This window comes from Myxococcus sp. AM010 (assembly GCF_013372585.1).
GTDB classification, from domain to species: Bacteria; Myxococcota; Myxococcia; order Myxococcales; family Myxococcaceae; genus Myxococcus; species Myxococcus vastator.
In genome coordinates, this window is sequence record NZ_JABXEO010000052.1 from 26568 (window position 1) to 50377 (window position 23810).

18 protein-coding genes are annotated in these 23810 nt (G+C 71.5%); 16 read left to right on the forward strand and 2 right to left on the reverse strand.

What is annotated here, in order from left to right; all coding sequences use genetic code 11:
• The first annotated feature begins 6 nt into the window (after positions 1–6).
• The 3 genes from HV826_RS22680 (at position 7) to HV826_RS22690 (ending at position 5534) form a co-directional block, all read left to right on the forward strand.
• Complete coding sequence (locus HV826_RS22680) at positions 7–2865, forward strand: PAS domain S-box protein (protein WP_176419098.1); 2859 nt, start codon at positions 7–9, stop codon at positions 2863–2865.
• A 113-nt stretch (positions 2866–2978) separates the two neighbouring features.
• Positions 2979–4415, forward strand: coding sequence for a VWA domain-containing protein (locus HV826_RS22685; protein WP_176419099.1), 1437 nt, complete (start codon positions 2979–2981; stop codon positions 4413–4415).
• A gap of 15 nt (positions 4416–4430) precedes the next feature.
• Positions 4431–5534, forward strand: a complete 1104-nt coding sequence (locus HV826_RS22690; RefSeq protein ID WP_176419100.1) for a hypothetical protein — start codon at positions 4431–4433, stop codon at positions 5532–5534.
• 8 nt (positions 5535–5542) lie between these two features.
• On the opposite strand, the gene HV826_RS22695 is transcribed toward HV826_RS22690, so the two are convergent.
• Positions 5543–5899, reverse strand: a complete 357-nt coding sequence (locus HV826_RS22695; RefSeq protein ID WP_176419101.1) for a hypothetical protein — start codon at positions 5897–5899, stop codon at positions 5543–5545.
• A 276-nt stretch (positions 5900–6175) separates the two neighbouring features.
• Here HV826_RS22695 and HV826_RS22700 point away from each other — a divergent pair, with 276 nt between their 5' ends.
• The 5 genes from HV826_RS22700 (at position 6176) to HV826_RS22720 (ending at position 11303) form a co-directional block, all read left to right on the forward strand.
• Positions 6176–6994: a sterol desaturase family protein gene (locus HV826_RS22700; RefSeq protein ID WP_176419102.1), complete on the forward strand. Its 819-nt coding sequence runs from the start codon at positions 6176–6178 to the stop codon at positions 6992–6994.
• A gap of 150 nt (positions 6995–7144) precedes the next feature.
• The gene (locus tag HV826_RS22705; protein ID WP_026113917.1) at positions 7145–7540 is read left to right on the forward strand and encodes a BlaI/MecI/CopY family transcriptional regulator; all 396 of its coding nucleotides are present in this window, start codon (positions 7145–7147) and stop codon (positions 7538–7540) included.
• Positions 7537–9660, forward strand: a complete 2124-nt coding sequence (locus HV826_RS22710; protein WP_176419103.1) for a M56 family metallopeptidase — start codon at positions 7537–7539, stop codon at positions 9658–9660. The genes HV826_RS22705 and HV826_RS22710 overlap by 4 nt, the downstream gene beginning before the upstream one ends.
• A gap of 113 nt (positions 9661–9773) precedes the next feature.
• Positions 9774–10751, forward strand: coding sequence for a 4-hydroxy-3-methylbut-2-enyl diphosphate reductase (locus HV826_RS22715; RefSeq protein ID WP_176419104.1), 978 nt, complete (start codon positions 9774–9776; stop codon positions 10749–10751).
• 111 nt (positions 10752–10862) lie between these two features.
• Entirely contained in the window at positions 10863–11303 is a 441-nt protein-coding gene (locus tag HV826_RS22720; protein WP_255208350.1) for a fibril protein, read from the forward strand.
• Between the two features lie 8 nt (positions 11304–11311).
• On the opposite strand, the gene HV826_RS22725 is transcribed toward HV826_RS22720, so the two are convergent.
• Positions 11312–13006, reverse strand: a complete 1695-nt coding sequence (locus HV826_RS22725; RefSeq protein WP_255217364.1) for a DUF885 domain-containing protein — start codon at positions 13004–13006, stop codon at positions 11312–11314.
• Between the two features lie 344 nt (positions 13007–13350).
• Between HV826_RS22725 and HV826_RS22730 the strand changes: the two genes are divergently transcribed.
• The 8 genes from HV826_RS22730 to HV826_RS22765 all read left to right on the forward strand — a co-directional run bounded on the left by HV826_RS22730 (position 13351) and on the right by HV826_RS22765 (position 23805).
• Positions 13351–14865 (forward strand): ELWxxDGT repeat protein, encoded by a 1515-nt coding sequence (locus HV826_RS22730; protein WP_255217365.1) that lies wholly within the window; start codon positions 13351–13353, stop codon positions 14863–14865.
• 324 nt (positions 14866–15189) lie between these two features.
• A complete protein-coding gene (locus tag HV826_RS22735; protein ID WP_176419107.1) occupies positions 15190–15609 on the forward strand; it encodes a hypothetical protein in 420 nt (139 codons plus the stop codon).
• 229 nt (positions 15610–15838) lie between these two features.
• A complete protein-coding gene (locus HV826_RS22740; RefSeq protein ID WP_176419108.1) occupies positions 15839–18541 on the forward strand; it encodes an AsmA family protein in 2703 nt (900 codons plus the stop codon).
• 184 nt (positions 18542–18725) lie between these two features.
• The gene (locus HV826_RS22745) at positions 18726–19997 is read left to right on the forward strand and encodes an FAD/NAD(P)-binding oxidoreductase (protein WP_176419109.1); all 1272 of its coding nucleotides are present in this window, start codon (positions 18726–18728) and stop codon (positions 19995–19997) included.
• 29 nt (positions 19998–20026) lie between these two features.
• Positions 20027–21313: a sigma-54-dependent Fis family transcriptional regulator gene (locus HV826_RS22750; RefSeq protein WP_176419122.1), complete on the forward strand. Its 1287-nt coding sequence runs from the start codon at positions 20027–20029 to the stop codon at positions 21311–21313.
• Positions 21314–21590: 277 nt separating this feature from the next.
• Complete coding sequence (locus HV826_RS22755; RefSeq protein WP_176419110.1) at positions 21591–22295, forward strand: MBL fold metallo-hydrolase; 705 nt, start codon at positions 21591–21593, stop codon at positions 22293–22295.
• A 17-nt stretch (positions 22296–22312) separates the two neighbouring features.
• The gene (locus tag HV826_RS22760) at positions 22313–22927 is read left to right on the forward strand and encodes a rhodanese-like domain-containing protein (protein ID WP_176419111.1); all 615 of its coding nucleotides are present in this window, start codon (positions 22313–22315) and stop codon (positions 22925–22927) included.
• Entirely contained in the window at positions 22927–23805 is an 879-nt protein-coding gene (locus HV826_RS22765) for a sulfite exporter TauE/SafE family protein (RefSeq protein WP_217917755.1), read from the forward strand. The genes HV826_RS22760 and HV826_RS22765 overlap by 1 nt, the downstream gene beginning before the upstream one ends.
• Positions 23806–23810: the final 5 nt, after the last annotated feature.

Consider the following 23810-nt stretch of genomic DNA (forward strand, 5'->3'; position numbering starts at 1 on the left):
TCCATCATGCAGAAGCCGCACTCCACGCCTGACTGGACCTCCAGCGAGCACCGCTACCGAGGCGTCATCGACAGCCTGCGGGAAGTGGTGTTCCAGACAGACCTGGCGGGGACGTGGACCTTCCTCAACCCGGCCTGGACGGACATCACCGGCTTCAGCGTGGAGGAGAGCCTGGGCCGCGCCTTCTCGGAGTTCCTCCACCCGGATGACCGGGAGCGCGACCCCGAGCCGCTCCAGAAGCTGTTCGCGGGGGAAGTGGAGTTCGTGCGCCATGAGATGCGCTACCTCACGCGCGACGGGAGCTACCGCTGGGTGGAGGTGTTCGCCCGGCTGATGCACGACGACGACGGCAGCGTCCTGGGCACGGCGGGCACGCTCAACGACTTCACCGAGCGCAAGGCGGCGGACGGCGCGCTGGCGCGGCGCGAGCGCTACCTCACCGCGCTGGTGGACATGCAGCAGCGGCTGCTGGCCACGCAGGATGGCGGCGACCTCTACGGGCCCGCGCTGGCGCCGCTGGGCCACGCGTCTGGGGCCAGCCGCGTCTACGTGTTCGAGCTGCACCGGGCGCAGGACGGCGCCGTCCTGTGCAGCCAGCGCGCGGAGTGGTGCGCGCCGGGCGTGAAGCCAGAAATCGACAACCCGGACCTCCAGGGCCTCTCCATGGAACCCGCGCTGCGGCGCTGGATGGAGACGCTGGCGCGCGGTGACGTCATCGAAGGGCTGGTGGAGACCTTTCCGGCGTCGGAGCGGGAGCTGCTGGACCCGCAGGGCATCCTGTCCCTGCTGGCGCTTCCCCTGCGCGTGCGCGGGGTGCTGACGGGCTTCGTGGGCTTCGACAACACCGCGGAGGCGCGGCGGTGGGACCGGCTGGAGGTGGACCTGCTGTCGGCGGCGGCGGGCGCCATGTCCATGACGCTGGAGCGGCGCGACTCGGAGCGGGCGCTGCGCGAGCGCGAGCGGCGCTTCCGTCAGCTGGCGGAGAACGCGTCGGACGTCCTCTACGTGTACCGGCGCGAGCCCCCGCGCGGCTTCGCCTACGTCAGCCGCGTGGCCCACACCAAGCTGGGCTACGGGCCGGTGGCCCACTACGCGGACGCGGAGCTCTGGTACCGGCGCGTGCACGAGGAAGACCGCGCGCTGATGGAGCAGCTGCTGGAAGCGCCGGAGCCCTTCCAGGGCGCGCCGGTGGTGGTGCGCTTCCTCCACCCCGACGGGCGGACGCTGTGGCTGGAGCACGTGGTGGCGCCGGTGACGGACGCCTCCGGACGCATGGTGGCGGTGGAGGGCCTGGCGCGCGACATCACCGAGCGCCGGCAGGCGGAGGAAGCCCTGCGGTTGTCGGAGGCGAGCTTCCGCGCGCTGCTGGAGGGCGTTCCGGACGCGGCGGCCATCGAACGGGACAACCAGATTGTCTACGCCAACGCGGCGCTGGTGGGCACGCTGGGCTTCGAGCGCGCGGACCAGCTGGTGGGCCGCCCCCTCACGGACTTCGTGCGGGACATGCGCAGCCCGGACGCGGTGCGGGCCGGCGCGCTCACCGGCGAGCGGCGGCTGGTGCGCAGGGACGGGCGCACCCGCGTGGCGGAGGTGGTGTCACTGCCGCTGCGCTTCGACGGCCAGCCCGCGGTGGTGTCCATTGCCCGCGACGTGACGGAGCAGCGCCAGCTCCAGGCGCGGCTGACGCTGGCGGACCGGCTGGCGTCGGTGGGCACGCTGGCGGCGGGCATCGCGCACGAAATCAACAACCCGCTGGCCTTCGTGCTGTCCAACCTGGGCTTCCTGTCCGACGAGTTCAACCGCAGCCTGCCGCCCGGGGACGGCGCGGCGGCGCTCCAGGCGCGGCTCAAGGGCGAGCCGGACCTGGGGGAGTGGCAGGAGGTGCTGCAAGAGGCGTGTGAGGGCGCCGAGCGCGTGCGGCAGATTGTCCGACAGCTCAAGACGTTCTCCAGGCCGGACGAAGAGCGCGTGTCGCCGCTGGACGTGCACGCGGTGCTGGAGTCGGTGGCGATGATGGCGGCCAACGAAATCCGCCACCGCGCGCAGCTGCGGCGCGACTACGGCGACATCCCGCCCGTCATGGCCAACGAGGGCAAGCTCAGCCAGGTGTTCCTCAACCTCGTGGTGAACGCGGCGCAGGCGATTCCAGAGGGCGCGGCGCACCGGCATGAAATCCGGCTGGCCACGCGGGTGGACGGCGCCGGGCGCGTGGTGGTGGAGGTGGCGGACACGGGCGTGGGCATCGCGCGCGAGGTCATCGACCGCATCTTCGACCCCTTCTTCACCACCAAGCCGGTGGGCGTGGGCACGGGGCTGGGCCTGTCCATCTGCCACAGCATCATCAGCGGCCTGGGCGGCGACATCACCGTGGACAGCGAGCCGGGGCGAGGCACCCACTTCCGGGTGGTGCTGCCCACGCCGGAGACGGTGGAGCGCGCGAAGCCCTCGGAGCCTGGCGCGCGGCAAGCACCGCACGCGCCGCGCGGCCGGGTGCTGGTGGTGGACGACGAGCCCGCGGTGGGCCGGGTGCTGCAGCGCATCCTCCGCGAGCACCAGGTGGACGTGGCGTGCAGCGGGCGCCAGGCGCTGGAGCTGCTGGAGCGAGGGCTGGAGCCGGACGCGGTGCTGTGCGACGTGATGATGCCGGACCTGACGGGGCGCGACGTGTACGAGGCCGTGCGGCGCGAGTACGCGGGGCTGGAGCGCCGCTTCGTGTTCGTCTCCGGTGGCGCGTTCACCTCGGGCGCGCGGGACTTCCTGGCCAGCATCCCCAACCTGCTGCTGGAGAAGCCCTTCGACGAAGCCCGGGTCCGCGGCGTGGTGGAAGAGCTCGTGCGGCAGCGGCAGCCGGTGCACGACGCCTGAGCCCGCGCGCGGAGGTCGTATCGGACAACGGGCGGACCCTCCTCCTGGTGACCGATGCGGCCCCAGGCGACTCCAGGCGAGTGTGCCGCATCCCTCCAACCCCGAGGCCCTCAATGAACCGCTCACTGCTGCTGGTCGCCGCGACGGGAGTGCTCGCCGTGGGCGCGCTCCTGCTGGGCACGCCGCCCGCGCCGCCCGCGCCGCCTCCTCCCGTCGTCACGGACACCAGCCACACGGTGCGGCGCCCGGAGGACCCGCCCGCCACGCGGACGCTGCCGCTGGTGACGTCCCAGCCGGAGGACGGCGCCCTGAGCATGGCGGGCAAGCTGTCCGGCGCGTACGTGCAGACGGGGCCCAGCGAGGCCTTCGCGTGGCTGGAGCTGAAGGCGCGCCCGGCGGAGGCCGGCCAGCGGGTGCCCGTCAGCCTGGCGCTGGTGCTGGACCGCTCCGGTTCCATGAACGGCCACAAGCTGGCCGACGCCCGCCGCGCCGCCGCGGAGCTGGTGCGGCGCCTGACGCCCGAGGACCGGCTCGCCTTCATCGACTACGGCACCGACGTGCGGGTGCAGCCCAGCCGGCGGATGACGGAGGCGGCGCGCGCGGAGCTGCTGACGCTCATCTCCGGGCTGGAGGATGACGGCAGCACCAACATCAGCGGCGCGCTCGACGCCGCGGCCAACGCCCTGCGGCCCCACATGGGCGAGTACCGCGTCAGCCGCGCCATCCTGCTGAGCGACGGACAGCCCACCACGGGCATCGTGTCCGAGCCAGGCCTGCTGGACCAGGTCCGCCAGCTGCGCCGCGACGGCATCACCGTCAGCGCGCTGGGCGTGGGCCGGGACTACCAGGAGACGCTGATGCGCGGCATGGCCGAGCAGGGGGGCGGCTTCTCCGGCTTCATCGACGACTCGGCGCGGCTGGCGGAGGTCTTCTCCCGCGAGCTGGACCAGGCGACAAGCACCGTGGCGCGCCTGGTGGAGCTGCGGCTGGACGTCCCCCCCGAGGTGCGGCACGTGGAGGTCATGGGCATGGCGTCCTTCCGCGAGGGCAACGTGCTGAAGGTGCCGCTGTACGACTTGGCCAGCGCCCAGACGGTGCGCGTCATGGCGAAGCTGACGCTGGACACCCCGCGGACCGCCGGCGCGCTCACCCTGCTGAACGCCCGGGTGCACTATGTCGACGTGGCGCGTGACTTGCCCACGGAGACGGCGCTGCGGCTCACCGCGGAGGTGACGAGCGACCTGGAGCTCGTGCGCGCGTCCCTGGACAAGGAGGTGCGCGTCCACGCGACCCGGGCGTTGGGCACCCAGCAGATGGTGGCCGCCGCGGAGGAGATGAAGCGCGGCAACAAGGCGAAGGCCCGTGGCCTGCTGGACAACGCCCGGGCCATTTTCGGCACCTCCGCGGCCTCGCTGTCCGGGGAGCTTGCGGACGTGAACCGCTCCCAGGCAGCCTTGGCCGGCGCGTCCAGCGCGGAGGAGGCGCAGGCCGAGTCGCGCAACCTCCTCAAGAAGTCCATCAAGAACTTCGGCCAGAACAACGCGTACTAGCAGGACGGTGAACCCATGGCCCTCTCCGTGCAGTACTTCCACCGCGAAGAGTTCGAGACCCGCACGCTTCGCGCGCTGGGAGGCGCCGCCTGCATGGGCCTGGTCGCCGGTGCCGTGCCGGACCTGCACCTCACACCGGAGTACCTCGCCATCGTCGCCGCGGCGCAGGCGTGCGTGAAGCCCACGGGGGTCCACCCCCTGGCGCTGCGCCTGGCGCTGACGGTGCTGCCCGCCCTGCCCTACTTCTTCCGGGCCCCGGAGCCGTTGCCCGTGAGCCTCGCGGGCGCGCTCGCCGCGGCGCTGGTGGCCTGGCTGGGCCATGGACGGGAGCAGCCGGGGCCGCCCGCCGCGGTGGCCACCAGCGCCGCCGCCGCGGGCGTGCTCGTCCCACTGGGCCTCTACGTCCAGCAGGTGCTGGAGGCGCGCTTCCTGGGGAGCGACGGCCTGCTGCCGGCGCTGGTGGGCTTCCTCGTCGTGGGCCTCTTCTGGAGCATCGGCACGCTGCCGGCCAACCTCCGCGTGGAGCTGGACGCGGTGGAGGCGCGGGGCCGCCAGTTGCAAGACGCGCTCAAGGGCGACTCGCGCACCCTGGCCACGCGGGCGCTGACGCTCTACCGCCAGTGCAAGGACGTGGTGACGAAGATGCCGTCCAGCACCGGGCGCACGGAGCTGCTGGGCGTGCTGGAGAAGATGACGGGCGACAGCTTCTCGCTGGCGGAGGTCCACTTCGGGCTGGAGGCACAGCTCGGCTCCGTGGTGGCCAACGACGTGGACGCCCAGGTGCGCGAGCTGCGGGAGCGCGCCGCCGCCACGCAGGACGCGGTGGCTCGCCGGCAGTTGGAGCTGGCCGCGTCCTCGCTGGGTGAGGAGCTCAACCACCTGGACGTGCTGGCCCGCCGCAAGGAGCGGCTGCTGGCCCAGCTCCACGCGCAGGTGGCGTTGCTGGAGCGGGCCCGGGTCTCCTTCATCGGGGTGCAGGGCAACGAGCTGGGTGCCAAGGGCGCGCAGGCCGCCGACCTGGCGCGCAAGCTGAAGCAGCTGGGCGAGCCCGCCTCCAGCGCGGGGCCCGAGGACGTCGCCCCCGTGGCCGCGCCCCCCCCCACGCGCGTCACCTCCTGAACGACGCGCTACTTCTTGCGGGACGCCCGGCTGCGGCGCTGCTTGCGCCGCGGCGCGGGCGCGGGCGCGGGGCTCACAGGCGGCGCGTGGAGTTGGTCCGCGATGCGCTGCTCAATGGCCTCGCGGGTGCCGCGGGCCTGGACCAGCGCCGCCTCGATTTCCTCACGCACGCGCGCCGCCTGCTCCTCCGCCGTGGCCCGGTACTCCGACACCGTGCGGCGCAGGGCGATGCTGCCCCGGTCCGGCGCGGCACTCCGTTCACCCGTGCGCACTGTCTTGGGAGTCGAGGTCCCGCGCCTGCGTACCTGGGTCCTGGGTGTCTGCTGTCCTTCGTGCTCCGCCATCCGCGCCTCCCGGAAAGTCATCCTCGCTTCCAGGAAAGTGGGCTGCTATCGGACGCGAAGGAAGCCCGTGCCTGGGCCGGCTTCTGGGCAGGCAGGCAACACACCGCCTGTTCATTCAGCAGGGTTGCTTCTTGCCTGCGCCAGGAAAACGCTATGGCGCGGCCTTCAGCATGCGGCAATTTCAAGGGCCCCTGGTACTGACAGCACCGCCGTAAGCCCCGTGGCCGGCGGGTACGGCGCGCACACACTCCTGCTCCGTCTGCCTCCGTGGGGGCAGCGGCTTGTCGCGAGGATACCGTGGCAGTCAGCGCACCCTTTTCGTTCCTGAAGCACCGCAAGCACAACCTGGACCGGATGACGCTGGGCGACCTGGTCTACTCGTTCTTCACCTACTACGCGGTGGTGGCCTACATCACCGTGGGCGTCACCAGCCTGGCCCTGGCCGTGAAGTGGTTCGAGCACCCGCTGCGCATGCTGCTGGCGATGCTCGCCGCGAGCGTGGCGTTCCCCTTCGGCTGGTACCTGGTGCACAAGCACATCCTGCACAGCCGCTTCCTCTACAAATCACCGCTCACTGCGGCGACGTGGAAGCGCATCCACTTCGACCACCACCAGGACCCACACGACTTGCGCGTGCTCTTCGGCGCGCTGGCCAACGTGCTCCCCACCGTGGGCGGCGTGATTGCACCCATCGGCTATCTCATCGGCGGCAAGGCAGGCGCCGCCGCCGCGCTGGGCTGGGCCATGGTGATTACGTGCTTTTATGAATTCTGCCACTGCATCCAGCACCTGAACTACACGCCCAGGTCCCAGTTCCTGAAGGACATCAAGCGGCTGCACCTGTCGCACCACTTCCACAACGAGCAGGGCAACTACGGCATCACCAACTACTTCTGGGACCGCCTCTTCGGGACCTTCTACGAGAAGCCCGGTGACAAGCCCAAGAGCCCCACTGTCTTCAACCTGGGCTACACGTCCGAGGAGGCCCAGCGCTATCCCTGGGTGGACCGGCTCTCCGGTGGCACCCGCGGTGACGGCCACCCGCGACGCTTCTGGGAGAACCAGGCCGCCGCCCAGACGCCGCCCCCGGAGCCCACGCCGCGCCAGGAGCGCTGACGGCCGGGCACCCGCCTGAGCCCCCCAGGCCCCCTCCCTCACCCAGAGGCAGGGGGCTTTTGACGGACCACATCTACGAAGGGCTTCGTTGACATCTACGAACCCATTCGTAATATGGGTCCAGGCAATCGAGTCACGGAAGGAAGCGTCATGAGCGAGACAAAGCTGCCGCGTCCCACGGATGGGGAGCTGGCCATCCTGCGGGTCCTCTGGGCGCGTGGCGACAGCACGGTGCGCGAGGTGCATGAAGCCCTCACCCGCGACGAGCCGGAGGGCACCGGGTACACGACGGTGCTGAAGCTGATGCAAATCATGACGGAGAAGGGGTTGGTGGAGCGTGACGAGTCCCAGCGCGCGCACGTGTACCGGCCCCGCGCCACGGAGCAGCGCACCCAGCGGCAGTTGGTGACGGACCTGGTGGACCGCGCCTTTGGTGGCTCTCCGGCGCGGCTGGCGATGCAGGCCCTGTCGTCGAAGAAGACGCGTCCCGAGGAGCTGGCGGAGCTGCGCCGGCTGCTCGACACACTGGAAGGAGGCGAGGAATGAGCCGGCTGCTGATGGAGTCCCTGGGGTGGGCGCTGCTGCACTCGCTCTGGCAGGGCACGCTGGTGGCGCTGCTGCTGGTGGTGGCGCTCGTCACGGTGGGGCGGCGCGCGGCGCATGCGCGTTACGCGCTGGCCTGCGGGGCGCTGGTGCTGGCGCTCGCGCTGCCGGTGGCCGCCGGGTGGAAGCACTTCCACGGCGCGCCCGCGCGAGTGGCGATGGACACCTCCGTGCCGCCCGCGCGGCTCCGGGTGGATGCCGCGAATACCCACCCCGTGGAGCGCGCCGCGGCGCGTCCCGCGTGGCGCTTGCCGGCCGTCGTGACATCGCCCGCGTGGATTGACGCGGACATGGCCGAGGACGGCGCCGCGAGTGGCTTGGAGAGCACGGTGCTGACGGGCCTGGGCTCGTTCCTGGTCATGGCCGGTCTACTGCTGCAACGCGCGCTGTCCCAGGTGGAGGCACACCTGCACTGGCTGGTGCTCGCCTGGGCGGCGGGCGTGGGCCTGAGCTCGGGGCGGATGGCGGCGGAGTGGATGAAGCTGCGCCGGCTGGCGGACCGGGCCCTGCCCGCGCCCCATGCATGGCAGGAGCGGCTGGACGCCCTGTCGCGGCGCCTGGGCCTGCACCGGGCGGTGCGGCTGCTCCAGTCCTCCGACGTGGACGTGCCCGCCGCGGTGGGCTGGCTGTCGCCCGTGGTGCTCCTGCCCGTGTCCACCCTGGCGGGCCTGCCCGCTCGGCAGTTGGAGATGGTGCTGGCTCATGAGCTGGCCCACATCCGCCGTCACGACTTCGCGGTGAACCTTGCGCAGGTGCTGGTGGAGACGCTGCTCTTCTTCCACCCCGCGGTCCGCTGGATTTCCCATGTCATCCGCGTCGAGCGGGAGCACTGCTGCGACGACGTCGCGGTGGCCGCCAGCGGCAACTCCGTCTCCTACGCCCGGGCGCTGACGGCGCTCGAGACGCTCCGCGTGCTGCCGGGAACGCCGAGCCCCGCCATGTCCGCGCTGGGCGGCTCGTTGCCGGAGCGCGTGCGGCGGCTCATCACCCTGCCCACGTCGCGCTGTGCCTCGCGCTGGGCGGCGGGCGCCTCCGTGCTCACCCTGGTCAGCAGCCTGGCCGTGGCCGCGCCGCTGACGTCGCTCCTGCTGGGACAGACGGACGCCGCGCCGCGGCCAGGAGACGAGCCCGTCCTCCTCCAGGCGCCGCCCATCCCGGCGCTCTCGCTCACCCCGCCGGTGCCGCCCGCGCCCACGCCCGTGACACCGCCCGCGCCCCCGGCGCCCCCCGCGGCGCCGGCCAGCGTCGCGGCCGTGGCGGTCCAGGCAGCGCCGGGCCCCGTCCCGCCGCCCGCTCCTCCGGCGCGGAGCCTGGGTGTGCGCGCCCAGCGGGAGCTTGACGGGCAGACGCGGGTCGGCGCGGGCCAGCAGCTCTCCGTGGCGCAGCTCATCGCGCTCAAGAGCGCGGGCATCACCCCGGAGCGCGTGCGGCAGCTGACGGCCATGGGCTACACGCCGACCGTCGCCAACCTCGTGACGATGAGCCACGCTGGCGTCACCCCCGACTACATCCAGGACATGAACACGCGCTTCGGCCGGAAGCTGGAAGCGGAGGAGTTGACGCACCTGCGGCACCTGGGCGTCACGCCCAAATACATCCAGTCCCTCAAGTCCGCGGGCTTCAACGTCGATGACCCGAAGGCCCTGTCCCACGCGCGCGCCGTGGGCGTGGACGAGGACTTCGTCCGCGGCCTCAAGGACGCCGGCTACACCGGCATGTCGCTGGAGGAGCTCACCCACCTCCGCGCCGTGGGCGTGAGCCCCGAGTACATCCGCGAGCTGAACAAGCACGGCCTGTCGAAGCTGAAGGCCCAGGAGCTGACGCGGCTCCGCGCCGTGGGCGTCTCCGCGGGCTGGCTCGCCAGCATGCGCAAGGCGGGCGTGCAGACGACGGACGCGAAGGCGCTCCAGCGGCTGCGCGCCACGGGCGTGGACGCCGACTTCCTGGGCGAGCTCCACGACGCGGGCCTGAAGGACCTCTCCGTCGACGAGCTGGTGCGGCTGCGCACCGGCGGCGTGGACGCGGACTTCATCCGGAAGATGCGCGGCACCGGCTCGAAGTAAGCCGTCCGTCCCGCACACCAGCACCCCTCACGTCTCGATTGCCCCCACCCCGCTCGGCGCATGTCCCACCGGACGCGCGCCGCACGGGAGGGGTCTACCCGAAGGAGCCCACCATGCGTCTCATGTCCTCACGCCTGTCCCTCGTGGCCCTGTTGTTGATGGCCACCTCCGCCGTCGCGGCCTCTTCCACCTTCGAGCCTCGCGGCACCTGGTCGGCCTCGTCCAAGCGCAGCGCCCCCTCCACCCTGAACCTCCAGCTCCAGCAGAGCCCGCACCGCAACACGGGCTTCACCGAGCCCATGGCGTCCTTCCAGGGACTGTCCACCACGGGCGGCGCCACCACCTTCACCCTGCCGCGCGAGGCCGGCACCTTCCGCTTCGACGGTCAGTTCCAGGACGGCCAGGGCGCGGGCCACTTCCGCTTCGAGGCCAGCAGCGCCTTCCTCAAGACGATGGCCTCGCTGGGCTACTCGGACATCACGCCCGAGGCGCAGTTCCAGCTGGCGGCGACGAATGTCACGACCGCCCGCATCCAGGCCCTGGCCGCGCTGGGCTACAAGCAGCTCGGTACGGAGGAGCTCATCCAGGCGGGCATCTTCGACGTGACGCCCGAGTACGTGCGCGGCCTGTCCGACGCGGGCTACCCCGGGTTGTCGTTCAAGGAGCTGGTCGCGGGCCGCATCCACGGCGTCACGCCCCAGCGCGTGAAGGAGCTCTCCAGCGCCGGCTTCACGAAGCTGCCCTGGAACCAGCTGACCGCCATGAGCATCCACGGCGTCACGCCCGACTTCGTGAAGCAGCTGCGCGAGCTGGGCTTCCAGGGCACGGACGCGGAGGACGTCATCGCCTTCCGCATCCACGGCGTCACGCCCGACTTCGTGAAGCAGCTGCGCGAGCTGGGCTTCCAGGACCTCACCCAGGACCAGCTCCTGGCCTTCCGCATCCACGGCGTCACGCCCGACTTCGTGAAGCAGCTGCGTGCGTCGGGCTACCCCAACGTCACGCCGGACGAGCTGGTGGCCCTGCGCATCCACGGCATCGACCGCGTCTTCATCCGCGACATGTCGGGGACGGCGCCGAAGAAGAAGTGACGCCGGGCGCGGTCAACGTCCGGCGGTGAACAGCCGGAGCCGTGCAGGGCTGCACGAAGCGCCACCCGGCCACAGCTTCCCTTCGGGACGGTGGTGGTGGGGAGGGTGGGAATGTCGCTGCTTCGAGCCGCTTGTGCCGGGATGCTCTTCCTGGCGGCGTGTGCATCAACCAACAAGTCCGCGGTGCCCGAGCCCCGCGCCTCGGCGTCCACGGCGCCGCGAGTCGAGGTGGTGGAGTACGGCTTCCACCCCCAGGACCCGGTCCGTGTCGGCTGGGGTGACCGGGGCCTGATGGCCTTCCTGGAGCTGCTGCGCGGACCCCAGGGGCAGCGCATCGCCTGGCGCCGCGTGGGGCCCTGCTGCGGCGTCGGCGCGCCCACCGAGCTGGAGGTCTTCGAGGTGACCTACGACGGGCTCGCCGCGCCGGTGAGCCTCTACCTGGACCCGAACACCGCGGGCGCCGTGCACGCGCCCAACGGCTTCAACCTCCAGGGGCTCGCCTCCCGCTCGCAGGTGGCGCAGGAGGAGACGCCCCGGGTCATCGAGCTGTAGCCCGCGGCTCACTCCAGCGACGGCGCCGTGTCGCCCGGCAGGAACACCTCCCGCGCGAGCGACACGGGCAGCCCGAGCTGGAGGAGCCTGTCATGGAAGTCCTTCAGCACCAGCGTCTTGCCGCGCGACTCCAGGTGGCGGCGGTAGTCGTCGCGCAGCTTGAAGATCTGCATGCGCCCCACGGCGTAATACAGGTACGTGGGGTCGAGCGTGCCACGCTCCACCTCGCGCAGCGCGGGGAAGGGCTCGAAGTACGCGATCTCCGCGTACCGCTTCGCCACCGCCTCCACGGGCTCCCCGTATACGTGCAGCGCCAGCGCCGCGTACCAGCGCGCGTGCCGCTGGAGCGCGCGGCGGAGCTGCCCCAGCCGCACGGCCGGGTCGCCATTGCCCAGACCTTCATCCACCATCATCTGCTCGGAGTAGTGCGCCCAGCCCTCCACCAGGGACGCGGGGGTGAAGACCTTGCGCACGTCCGTGGGAATCCGCGCGCCGTAGAGCAACTGCACGAAGTGGCCGGGCATGGCCTCGTGGACGGTGATGCCCAGGAGGCCCGCGCGGTTGAAGTACGTCAGGTGCTGGGCCTTCTGCTCGGGCGTCCAGCCGGGCTCCACGTTGGTGATGTTGTAGAAGGCCTCGGTGGCCTTCTTCTCGAAGGGGCCGGGGGTGTCCATGGACGCGAAGCCCAGCCGCGCGTAGGGCGGCGTCTCCCGCACCACGGGCAGCCGGTCCGACGGCAGCGTGAGGATGTTCCGCTCGCGCACGAAGCGCTGCAGCTCCACCAACTGCGCCCGCGCCGAGGCCACCAGCTCCTCCGCCTTCGGGTGGTCCTTCACCAGCTCCGCCATCACCTGCTCGGGCGTCTTGGAGGCGTCCAACCGGGCCGCCTCGCGCGCCACCCAGGCCTTGTAGTCGCGGATGGCTCGCTCGTTGATGGCGCGCAGCGCGTCCGCGTCCAGCGTGACGTGCTCCTCCAGCGCCAGCTTCTTCTCGAAGCGCTCGCGGCCCAGGCGGAAGTCGCCGTCGGCCTTGGGCAGCAGCTCGCGCTCCAGCCACACCGCGAAGGCCTCCAGTTGCCGCGCGGCCTCCTCGCGCGCGGCGGTGAAGGCGGCGCGCTCGCTCAGCGGCACCTGGGCATACCCCTGCGCCTCCAGCGTCCGGGGCAGGTCCGCGCGCAGGTACGCCACGGTGCCGCGCGCGTCGCGCAGCGCGTACTCCGCCCACAGCTTCGGGACGCCGCTCAGGTTGAACTGCGCCGCGTCGAGCACGCCGGGGATGCGCGCCATCCGGGAGCGCATGGCGCGCATGCGCTCGGCCACGGGGGCGAACTCGCGTGACGACAGGCCGTCCAGCCCGCTGGAGATGATGCCCACGTAGAAGCCCGGGTTGCGCTCCCAGGGGCGCACCTCCTCCAGCTCCAGCAGGTCGGCGCGCATCGCGTTCTCCAGCACGCGCACGTCCACGGCGGCGTCTCCCGACAAGCCACCGCGCGCCTCCACCTGCTCCAGGCGCGTCAGCCAGCCGCGCAGCGCCTCCGCCTTGCGCTTCAGCGCGTCCGAAGAGACGTCCGGCAGGTGGGCGTCATGCATGTGATAGCCGAGCCGCGTGGCCCGGGTGGGATGCGCCGCCGCATACCAATCCAGGTACTCGCGCGCGAGGAGGACGTAGTCGGCATCCGCGGCGGAGACGGTGGCGGTGGGCATGGCCGTGGAGGACTCCGGCCCAGGCCCCGGGCGCGAAGCGCAAGCGGAGACACAGGCCAACAGGACGAATGAGGAGCGAATGCGCATGGCGCGTCGAGTCTCGTGATGAGGCGGCGGTTCGGAAAGCGGGAAGCGCGCTCGGGATGATTCTTCGTCGAACAGCTCGCGGACGGGTTGTCGGCTGAAGGTCCCCGGGCTCGTACGCCGAGGCGCCCACGGAGGGCGACTGTCACGCAATGACAGCCCTGGACCGACTCGCGGACGGGTTGGGTTTCGTCACATCCCGGCCAGATTGCGCGACCGCGGCACCCCACCGCAGCCAGCCACCGAAACCAGGAGTAAGTATGCGTCTTCGCGCACAGAGCCTTCCTTTGCTGTTGTCCGCCGTCTCAGGCCTCGCCACCGTCGGCTGCGGCATTGAAGCCCCCTACCCGGTTCGCCTGGAGCACGGGGAGGTGGAAGCCGCCGCTGGCCGTGAAGACACCGCGCGCCTGGGCGCGGCTCCCGGTTGGGAGCTGTGCGACACGACGGCCCGAATCGTGCGGGACATCATCCCGGGCGCGGGGCACTCTTATCCGCGGGGCCTCACCCACGGCAACGAGGCCCTCCTCTTCTCCGCCACGGATGGCGTGTGGGGCCGTGAGCCCTGGGTGAGCGTGGGCGTGGCTTCGGGGACGCGCCCGCTGCTGGACGTGAACACCGGCGTCCCGGGCTCGGACGCGGGTCCCTTCATCCAAGGCGGGACGACGACGTACTTCGCGGCGAAGAGCGGCATGCATGGCCGCGAGCTCTGGAAGACGGACGGCACCACCGAGGGCACGGCGCTGGTGAAGGACATCTCGTCAGGGGCGCTGGGCTCGGCCCCGGAGCACCTGACGTTCTACGACGGCGTGCTGTACTTCACGGCGAACGATGGCGTGCATGGCCGCGAGCTGTGGCGCAGCGACGGCACGGAGGAGGGCACCTACCTCTTGCGTGACTTCAGCACCGAGGGGGACCTGGTCTCCAGCCACTTCGAGCTGGTGGCGGGGACGAACGCCCTCTACGTCAAGGTGAACATCTTCTCACCAACCGACCGCCAGGCGAGCCGGGTGCAGCTGTACCGAACCGATGGCACCCGCTTCGTGCGGCTCGTGGACGGGCCGGAGGACCACATGCTGGGCGACCTGACGCCGGTGGAGGACAAGCTGTTCTTCACCTGGAACTTCGACGCGCCGGAGACGCGGCTCTACGTCACCCACGGCACGTCGGGCTGGGCGCGTTACGTGTACACGTTCATTGGCGCGCCGCTGGGGCTGGTCTCCTACAAGAACAAGCTCTTCCTGAGCGCGACGACGGGCGACGAGGGGATGGACTTCGAGCTGTGGCGCAGCGACGGCACGACGTCCGGCACGACGCGAGTGAAGGACATCTACCCGGGCACGGTGCCGTCGCAGCCGACGAACCTCACGGTGGTGAAGGACCGGCTCTTCTTCGTCGCGGATGACGGGGTGCATGGCCGCGAGCTGTGGAGCAGCGACGGGACGAGCGCGGGGACGCAGCTGCACGCCGACCTCGCCGTGGGCGCGCAGGGCTCGGAGCCCTCGGAGCTGACGGCCGTGGAGGAGTACCTCTTCTTCAGCGCCTACACGGAGGCCGGGGGGCGGGAGGCGTGGGTGAGCGACACCCGGGAGCAGGGGGCGTTCGAGGTGCAGGGTATCGCGCCGGGGACCCTGCACTCGCTCCCGAGCGACTTCGTCCGCTCGGGGTGGGACCTCTACTTCGTCGCCAGCGACAGCGCCGACTACGGCCGCGAGCTGCGCGCGCTCCGCATGCGGCCGGCGGGCATGTGTGACCTGACCGGCAATGGCATGCGCTGAGCGGTAGGCGCCTGGAGTAGGTCCAAGGCCACGACAATGGACATCGCCGCCGGCGTCCCACTACGTTCGCCGGGCATGAGCATGCACTGTCCGCACCGGTCCACTTGGACTGAGCGCACCTCCTGCTAGCGGCGCTGGGACCTGAAAGCGACTAGGCTTGCCGGTGGGGGCAGTGCTGGCACTGGCACTGAGCTGCTCTGGCAACCTGCGTCACTCCCAGGAGACCGAGTCCTACGGGTTCATGAGCATCGACTCGGGCCATATAGCAACAAGGCCGCAGGCATCGTGACCCCCGTTGGTGGGCTGGACTGAGCAGGAGACTTCATGACCCGGTGGCTACCGCTCCTCGTCCTGGCACTTCCCGCGTGCGCGCTCTTCCAGCGCCCGCCACGCCCTGTCCACGCGCCACCGGAAGAAGCCGCTCGCTTCACGTTCCCCTCCACGGGCATTCCCGAAGAAGGGCTGCGCAGCATTCCAGGTGACATGGCACGAGCCATCCAGCTCGCCATGGAGGACTTCTATCCCTGGGACAAGAAGGCGCCGACGCCGTCCCACCCCGGCAGGGAGTGCCTGTACCGGCGTGAGTCGTACGACGTCTACGCGGCCCCCTACCAGGAGGGCGTCGTCCTGGTCAGCATCGTCCTGTCACCCCAGGCCTGTGGCACCCAGGCGGTCCCCAACGACATGGGGGCGCTCTACGCCGTCGACACGCGAGGCTGGCGCATCCTCGCCGTGCAGCACTAAGCGCCTGCTTCCCCCCAGAGCGGCCGTCCGTCCTTCGAAGTGTACGCCTCCGTGCATTTCTCCCCGCCTCCAGCGTCGTCTTGGGCAGAACAGTCATACGGCTGTCCCGCCGCGGGTCAGCGCGTCTGACGCGTGCGGACGCGGCAGGGCTGGGCTAAGCGTCTGCCTGCCCCTCGGGTACCGCACAGGCCGGCGCCTGCGGCCCGCTCGCTGGAGGAGGTTTCAACCGATGTCCGACACCGTGGTGAAGAAGAAGCGCCGTTGGCCCTATGTCCTCGGAGGAGTCTTCGCGCTCCTCGTCATCATCGTGGCCGTGGCCCTCTGGCGACTGGACGCCATCCTGTTGAAGACGGCCCGCGACCAGGCGGCCACCTATTCCCAGCTCCTGGGGCGTCCCATCGAAATCGGGGACATCTCCACCAAGCTCTTCCCCACCCTGGGCGCCCAGGTGGAGAACGTCACCGTCGGCCCCGCCGAAGGGGAAGACCTGCCGCTGGCCCAACTGGCTCAGATTGACGTCCGCGTCGCCGCGGGCCCGCTCCTGTCCTCCAGCGGCAAGGACATCCAGGTGAAGAACGCGGAGGTCTCCGGCCTCACCGTCAACCTGGTCCGCTTCGCCGACGGCACCACCAACGTGCAGCGCCTGCTCCAGCGGCTGGAAGCGCAGCAGCCCAAGGAAGAGGAGGCGCCGGCTGATGCGTCGCAGCCCATGGACCTCTCCGGCGTCCACGTCGAGCGCGCGGCCCTCACCGACGGCGCCATCCGCTTCGTGGACCGCGGCGCCGGGGCGCAGGCCCGCGAGCTGGGCGTGAAGGACCTGGACATCGAGGTGAAGGACCTGCGCGTGGGCAAGCCGCTGGTGGTGAACCTGGCCGCCGCCGTGCTCGCGGACACCCAGAACCTCCAGGTGTCCCTGCACGCCGCGCCGCTGCCGGCCACGCTGGTCCCCACGCCCGAGCGCGTGACGCTGAAGGCGCAGAAAATCGACCTCGCCCCGCTGGGCCCCTTCCTGCCGCCGGACATCGGCCTGCGGGCGGGCACGCTGGACGCGGACTGGCAGGCGGACCTGGGCGGCGCCGTCCCCGGCGGCCAGGGCCCCACGAAGCTGGTGGGCATCATCAAGGCCCTGGGCCTGAGCTTCACCGGCTCCGAGGGCGGCAAGGCGCTGGACGTCGTCGTGGACACCGACGTCGCGGGCGACATCACCACCGGCGACCTGGCCCTCAACAAGCTGAAGGTGGACCTGGGCCCCGCGAGCCTCAGCGGCAAGGGCAGCGTGAAGGGCCTGCTCACCGACACGCCCGCGGTGGAGGGCTTCGAGCTGACGGGCCGCAACCTGGACCCGGCCGCGCTCGCCGAGTACTACCCGCCGCTGCGCAAGCAGCTCAACGGGATGATTGCCGGCCCCATCGGCCTGGATGTGCGCGGCAGCGGCACGCAGGACGCGCAGGCGATTGACGTCAACGTGGACCTGACGCCCGTGCGGCTGCGCGTGCCGGCCCAGCTCACCAAGGACGCGGGCGGGGCCATGAAGCTCTCCGCGCGAGTCTCCGGCGCGGCGGCCACGGGCGGCGCCCTGCGCTTCGACGCGAAGGCGGACCTGGGCGGCGTCGACCTGCGGCCCGGCCTGCTGGTGGACAAGGCCCCGGGACAGCGGATGGACCTGAGCGCCGCGGGCACCTACGCGCCCGGCAAGGGCTCCGGCATGAAGGTGGACATCCCCAAGCTCACCGCGAACGTGCTCGCGGACACGCTGACGGGCAGCGCGTCCTTCGCGCTCGCGGGGACGGGAAAGCAGCAGACGACGACGTTCGCCGCGGACCTCAAGAGCCAGAACCTGGACGCGGACGCGCTGATGATGAGCGAGGAGGAAGTCCAGGCGCGTGGCGGTCCGCCGCCGGAGGAGCCGCCGTCGGATGACCCGACGCGCTTCAACGGCTACCGGGGCGACCTCCGCTTCGCGGTGGGCACGCTGCGCTACATGGACATGACCATGACCCAAGTGACGGGCGTGGTGAAGATGACCGACGACCTCATCACGGTGGAGAAGTTCTCCACGGGCGTCTACGGCGGGCGCATCGTCGCGGACGGCACCACGGTGCGCCTGGGCCCGCTGCCCGAGCAGCGCCCCTTCGAGGCGAAGGTGAAGGTGGAGGGCGTCGCGGTGGAGCAGGCGCTGACGCAATTCACCCCAAAGAAGGCCGTGACGGGCAAGTTCAACGGCAACGTGGACGTGAAGGGCGTGGGCTACACGTCCGACCAGCTCGAGCAGACGCTGCTCGGTGGAATCAATGGCGACCTGCTGGATGGCGAGCTGCTGGGCAAGGACCTGGTGTCGGCGGTGTCCGAGCCGCTCGCCAAGGCGCTGCCCATCGCGGCCAAGGGCCTGAAGAACGAGCAGGTGACGAAGCTGGGCGGCGACCTGCCCTTCAGCGTGCAAATCAAGGACGGCGTGGCGCAGCTCTCCAAGCCGCTGACGTGGTCGCGTCCGGAGGCGGCGCTGAGCTTCGACGGCGGCATCCGGCTGGACGGCGTGCTGGACCTGACAGGCTCCGTGTCGCTGACGCCAGCCACGGTGAAGACGCTGACGCTGGGCAAGGTGACGCCGCCGGCCGCCATCCCCGTGGGCCTGAAGCTGACGGGCCCCGCGTGGAAGCCGGAGGTCACCAGCCTGGACCTGAAGCCAGCGGTGACGCAGATCGCGAAGCTGGCGGCCTCGTCGCTGGCGGGCAGCCTGATTGGCGGCGAGCGCGGCCAGCAGGTGCAGGGCCTCATCGAAGGCGGCGAGGACAAGCTTCGCGCCGAGGCCGAGGCCAAGCGCAAGGAGCTGGAGGCCAAGGCCGCCGAGGAGAAGGCGCGCCTGGAGGCCGAGGCCAAGAAGCGCGCCGAGGAAGAAGCGAAGAAGCGCCTGCGCGGCATCTTCGGGAAGTAGCGGTCCGCGCGCGGCACCGGGCCCTCTCTTCCGGTGCCGCGGCCCGTGCCCCTTGAAACACGCTGAAACGACCGGGAAACACCCTGTTCACCCCGTCACCCGAGGCCTGCACTCGGGGACGAGTGTGGCACGGGCCCTGCTGGGGCCTCCTGTCCGTTTCACGCGTCACAAGGGAGCGCGCGACATGCAGATGAGCGAGGACTTCGGCCGCGGGGATTCGGTGACGCCGTCCGGCCCCAGGGTGATGCCGGTGCGCGAACACCATCGCGTCCTCATCATCGGAGGTGGCACGGCCGGAATCACGGTGGCCGCCCGGCTGGCTCGCGCCGGACAGAAGGGCGTCGCCATCCTCGAGCCCTCCCAGCACCACTACTACCAACCCCTGTGGACGCTGGTGGGCGCCGGGGAGGCGCGCGTCGAGGACACCGTGCGCAACGAGTCCCGCCTCATCCCGCGCGGCGTGAAGTGGGTCCGCGACGCCGCCACGGAGATAGACCCGGAGGCGCGGGAGGTCCTCACCCGCGGCGGCCTGCGCCTGGGCTATGACTTCCTCGTCGTCGCCCCCGGTATCCAGCTCGACTGGGACAAGGTCGCGGGTCTGCGCGAGGCCCTGAAGACACCCCACGTCAGCAGCAACTATGACGTCCAGCTCGCGCCCAAGACGTGGCGCCTGCTCAAGGGCTTCCAGGGCGGCACCGCGCTCTTCACCCAGCCCTCCACGCCCGTGAAGTGCGCCGGGGCGCCCCAGAAAATCATGTACCTGGCCGCCGACCACTTCCGCCGCACCGGCGTGCTGGAGCGCTCCAGCGTCGTCTTCGGCTCCGGCGCGAAGGTCATCTTCGGCGTGAAGCCCTTCGCCGCCGTGCTGGAGGGCGTGGTGCGCCGCTATGGCATCACCCCCCGCTACCAGCACAACCTCATCGCCGTGGATGGCGAGCGGCGCGAGGCCACCTTCGAGACCCCGCGCGACGGGCAGCCGGAGCGCGTCACCTTGACCTACGACATGATGCACGTCACCCCGCCGCAGAGCGCGCCGGACTTCATCAAGCGCAGCCCGCTGTCCTGGCAGGAGGGCCCCAATGCCGGCTGGGTGAAGGCGGACAAGTACACGCTCCAGCACCCGGACCATCCGAACGTCTTCGCGCTCGGTGATGCGTCGGACCTGCCCACCAGCCGGACGGGCGCCGCCGTGCGCAAGCAGGCGCCGGTGCTGGTGGAGAACCTCCTGGCCTGCATGAAGGACCGGCCCCTGACCGCGCGGTATGACGGCTACGCGTCCTGCCCCCTCACCACCGGCTATGGGCGCCTGCTGCTCGCCGAGTTCGACTACGACGGCAAGCCCGCGCCCAGCATCCCGCTCATCGACACCCTCCAGGAGCGGCGCGATATGTGGCTGCTCAAGAAGTACGGCCTGCCGAACCTCTACTGGACCTTCATGATGCGGGGCCTTGCATGAGATGCGGGGTGGCGGGCTATGCACCGACGATGCCCACCGCCCACCTCGCGCTCCCTGCCCTGGATGCCCTCGCGGGCCCCGTGCTCCTCGTGGACCATGCGCGGCAGGTGAGCGCGCTCACGCCCGCGCTCGAGGCCCTGCTGGGCGGCACGCCTCGCGCCGGGGCGCCGCTGGCGCACGTCCTGGTGCGTCCCGACGGCGCGGAGCCGCTGGACGCCCTGCTCAAGGACGGCCGTGAGACCTCCGCCCACCTGCGTGTGGACGGGCGCCTGAAGTCCGTGCGGGTGCGCGCGGTCCCCCTGAAGCGCGGCGCCCGCGTGGGCGGGTGGGCCCTGCTCATCACGCCGGACGCCGAGGGCGCGCTGGAAGGCCACGCCGAGCTCTTCCACGGCCTGTGGACCCAGGCGCCCGAGCTGCGGCGCGTCTTCCGCATCGTCGAGAAGGTGGCCCGCACCGAGTCCAGCGTGCTCGTTCGCGGAGAGTCGGGCACCGGCAAGGAGCACATCGCGCACGCGCTGCATGCGCTGTCGGCACGGGCGCGCGGGCCGTTTCGCGCCATCAACTGCGCCGCGCTGCCGCCCAACCTGCTGGAGAGCGAGCTGTTCGGCCATGTGCGCGGCGCCTTCACGGGCGCGGTGCGCGACAGTCCGGGGCACTTCCGGCTCGCGGACAAGGGCTCGTTGTTCCTGGACGAGGTGGCGGAGATGCCCCTGGACCTCCAGGCGAAGATGCTGCGCGTGCTGGAGACGCGCACCGTCATCCCCGTGGGAGGCCGGCAGCCCGTGCCCGTGGACGTGCGCATCATCGCCGCCACGCACCGGCCGCTGCGGCGCGAGGTGGAGGCGGGGCGCTTCCGCGCGGACCTGATGTACCGCCTGCGCGTGGTGCCGCTCTTCCTGCCCACGCTGCGGGAGCGACGAGGCGACATCCTCCCGCTGGCCCTGCGCTTCCTGGAGGAGCTGCACCAGCGAGGCACCCGCCGCGTGCAGCGCTTCTCTCCGGGTGCCCGCCGCTTGCTGGAGGAGCACGCCTGGCCCGGCAACGTGCGCGAGCTGCGCAACGTGATGGAGTACGCCTACGTCATCGGAGAAGGCCCGGTGGTCCACGAGGCGGACCTGCCGCCTGAGTTCTCCGAGCCGCGGCAGCCAGCGCCCGTGACGAGGCCCGCCCCGGAGGCCTCGCTGGAGCCGGCGCGGATCCGCGCCGCGCTCGCCCAGGTGGGCGGCAACCGCTCCGAGGCCGCGCGCCTGCTGGGCGTCAGCCGCGTGACGCTGTGGCGGCGCCTGCGCGACCTGGGCGCGACGGCCGAACGCTGAGCGCCGCGCCTGGAGCGTCCCTCCGACACAGCCACACGTTCGCTGCCTGACGCCACGGAGCACCGCGAGCATGGGCCCCCAACGACGTTTCAGGCGGTGTTTCAGGCGCGTTTCACAGGAGCGCGCTTGAAGCACGCCATCTTGCCCGCAGGGTGCGTTTCCACGGTGCCAGCAACCCGCGTCCCCTCGACACGAGCCCCTCCGCCTCCAGCGCCCGGCCTGATGGCACGCCGCTGGCAATCACGGCCTCGTACCCCCACTCCGACGGAGGCAATCGATGCTCTTCCGCCAGCTCTTCGATGCGGACACCTCGACGTATACGTACCTCCTGGCCGACGAGGCCACGGGCGCCGCCGCGCTCATCGACCCGGTGCTGGAGCAGACGGAGCGCGACCTGAAGCTCCTCCGGGAGCTGGGCCTCACGTTGTCCGTGGTGCTGGAGACGCACGTCCACGCCGACCACGTCACCGGCGCGGGGGTGCTCCGCGAGCGGACAGGCGCCACCGTGGTGGCCTCCCGTCGCGGCGCGCCCTGCGTGGACCGGACCGTGCGCCACGGAGACCTCGTGCGCGTGGGCGGCCTCGAAGTCCGTGTCCTCGAGACGCCCGGCCACACCGACGACAGCCTGAGCTTCCTCTGTGACGGCCGTCTCTTCACCGGAGACGCGCTGCTCGTCCGAGGCACCGGAAGGACGGACTTCCAGAACGGCGACCCGGGCCAGCTCTACGACGCCATCACCCGCGTCCTCTTCACCCTGCCTGACGACACAGCGGTGTACCCCGGCCACGACTACGCCGGGCACGCCACGTCCACGGTGGGCGAGGAGAAGCAGCACAACCCCCGGCTCGCCGGACGCACGCGCGAGGACTTCATCCTCTTGATGAACGCGCTCCAGCTCCCGCCGCCCAAGAAGCTGGACGTGGCCGTCCCCGCCAACCGGGCCTGCGGACACACGCCGCCCTCACCTTCCCTCCAGCCCTGAGGCCACGCGGCGTCCCCATGCATCCGCTCTTCGACAACGCCACGCCCCATCCCGCGGGCTACCGCGACGTGGACGTGGGACAGCTCGCGGCGTTCCCGCCGCCCTCCCAGCTCACGCGGGTCGACGTGCGCGAGGCCGCCGAGCTCGACGGCATCCTGGGCCACCTCCCGGGCATCCGGCACGCGCCGCTGGCCACGGTGCAGGACGTCGTCGACGCCTGGCCGCGTGACACGGACGTGGTGCTGGTATGCCGCTCCGGGGCGCGCTCGGCGAGGGCGGCCATGAGCCTCGTCACCCTGGGCTTCACCCGGGTGATGAACCTGCGAGGCGGGATGCTCGCGTGGAACACCGCGCGGCTGCCCGTGGTGCGCACCGTCCCACACCCCCTGCCCACACTGGGCACCGTCCGCGACGGGCTGCTCGACGGCCTCCACCGCGCCCTGGCACCACCGCCCCACGAAGGTCCCACCGTGCCCCCCCTGACGAACCCGTCACGGGAAGCACTCACCGCCGTGCTCGACGCGCTCCAGGCCGCGAGGCCAACGGGCGTGCGGGACACCGCCGCCTTCGAGCTCCTGCTGCGCACGTTCCAGGACCTGCTCGCCGTCGCGCGCGCGGAAGGCGAGCGGTGATGCTGTACGCGGGCATCGCGGGCTCGCTGCTCGTGGGCATCCTGCTGGGTCTGCTCGGAGGCGGCGGCTCCATCCTCACCGTGCCGCTGCTCATCTACGTCCTGGACGTCGAGCCTCGCACGGCCATCGCCATGTCCCTGGTGGTGGTGGGCGTGACCAGCGCCAGCGGGGCCGTCCTTCACGCGCGCGCGGGCCGCGTCCGCTGGCGCACCGCGCTCGTGTTCGGCGCGGGTGGCATGGGCGGGGCCTTCCTCGGCGGCCGGCTCAATCCCCACCTCGCGCCGGACACGCTGCTGCTCCTGTTCGCCGGCGTCATGGTGGCCGCCGCCGTGGCCATGCTTCGCCGCCGGGAAGCCGGGCCCGTCGCCACCGACGCCCCCCCGCTCCCCGCTCCCCGCGTGCTGGCACAAGGCGTCGCGGTGGGCGTGCTGTCGGGACTGGTGGGCGCCGGGGGCGGCTTCCTCATCGTGCCCGCGCTTTCCCTGGCGGGGCTGGCCATGCCAGTCGCCACCGCCACGTCCCTGGTGGTCATCGCGCTCCAGTGCGCCGCGGGCCTGGTAGGCCACCTGGGCCACCTGGACCTGCCCTGGATGCTCACCGGCGAAGTCCTCCTGGCCGCGCTGACGGGCAGCCTCGTGGGCGGGAGGCTCGCGGGGCGCGTGCCCCCCGCGTTGCTTCGCAAGGGCTTCGCGGTGTTCGTGCTGACCACCGCGGCCTTCCTCTTGGGCGCCCAGGCTCCCGCGCCGCTGCGCGAGCGCCTGTGGACGGAGGGGCTGTGGCGCTGGAGCGTGGCGCCCCTGGCCGTGGGCATTCTCGTGACGGCGTGGCGTCTGCGGGTGGCACGCCAGCGACAGAGCGCGCAAGCCCTGCTCCGGTGAAGCGC

Excerpts from the sequence above, each read along its gene's own strand:
- HV826_RS22680 (WP_176419098.1), top strand. The coding sequence starts at position 7 with ATGCAGAAGCCGCACTCCACGCCTGACTGGACCTCCAGCGAGCACCGC.
- HV826_RS22685 (WP_176419099.1), top strand. The coding sequence starts at position 2,979 with ATGAACCGCTCACTGCTGCTGGTCGCCGCGACGGGAGTGCTCGCCGTG.
- HV826_RS22690 (WP_176419100.1), top strand. The coding sequence starts at position 4,431 with ATGGCCCTCTCCGTGCAGTACTTCCACCGCGAAGAGTTCGAGACCCGC.
- HV826_RS22695 (WP_176419101.1), bottom strand. The coding sequence starts at position 5,899 with ATGACTTTCCGGGAGGCGCGGATGGCGGAGCACGAAGGACAGCAGACA.
- HV826_RS22705 (WP_026113917.1), top strand. The coding sequence starts at position 7,145 with ATGAGCGAGACAAAGCTGCCGCGTCCCACGGATGGGGAGCTGGCCATC.
- HV826_RS22710 (WP_176419103.1), top strand. The coding sequence starts at position 7,537 with ATGAGCCGGCTGCTGATGGAGTCCCTGGGGTGGGCGCTGCTGCACTCG.
- HV826_RS22715 (WP_176419104.1), top strand. The coding sequence starts at position 9,774 with ATGCGTCTCATGTCCTCACGCCTGTCCCTCGTGGCCCTGTTGTTGATG.
- HV826_RS22720 (WP_255208350.1), top strand. The coding sequence starts at position 10,863 with ATGTCGCTGCTTCGAGCCGCTTGTGCCGGGATGCTCTTCCTGGCGGCG.
- HV826_RS22725 (WP_255217364.1), bottom strand. The coding sequence starts at position 13,006 with ATGCCCACCGCCACCGTCTCCGCCGCGGATGCCGACTACGTCCTCCTC.
- HV826_RS22730 (WP_255217365.1), top strand. The coding sequence starts at position 13,351 with ATGCGTCTTCGCGCACAGAGCCTTCCTTTGCTGTTGTCCGCCGTCTCA.
- HV826_RS22735 (WP_176419107.1), top strand. The coding sequence starts at position 15,190 with ATGACCCGGTGGCTACCGCTCCTCGTCCTGGCACTTCCCGCGTGCGCG.
- HV826_RS22740 (WP_176419108.1), top strand. The coding sequence starts at position 15,839 with ATGTCCGACACCGTGGTGAAGAAGAAGCGCCGTTGGCCCTATGTCCTC.
- HV826_RS22745 (WP_176419109.1), top strand. The coding sequence starts at position 18,726 with ATGCAGATGAGCGAGGACTTCGGCCGCGGGGATTCGGTGACGCCGTCC.
- HV826_RS22750 (WP_176419122.1), top strand. The coding sequence starts at position 20,027 with ATGCCCACCGCCCACCTCGCGCTCCCTGCCCTGGATGCCCTCGCGGGC.
- HV826_RS22755 (WP_176419110.1), top strand. The coding sequence starts at position 21,591 with ATGCTCTTCCGCCAGCTCTTCGATGCGGACACCTCGACGTATACGTAC.
- HV826_RS22760 (WP_176419111.1), top strand. The coding sequence starts at position 22,313 with ATGCATCCGCTCTTCGACAACGCCACGCCCCATCCCGCGGGCTACCGC.
- HV826_RS22765 (WP_217917755.1), top strand. The coding sequence starts at position 22,927 with ATGCTGTACGCGGGCATCGCGGGCTCGCTGCTCGTGGGCATCCTGCTG.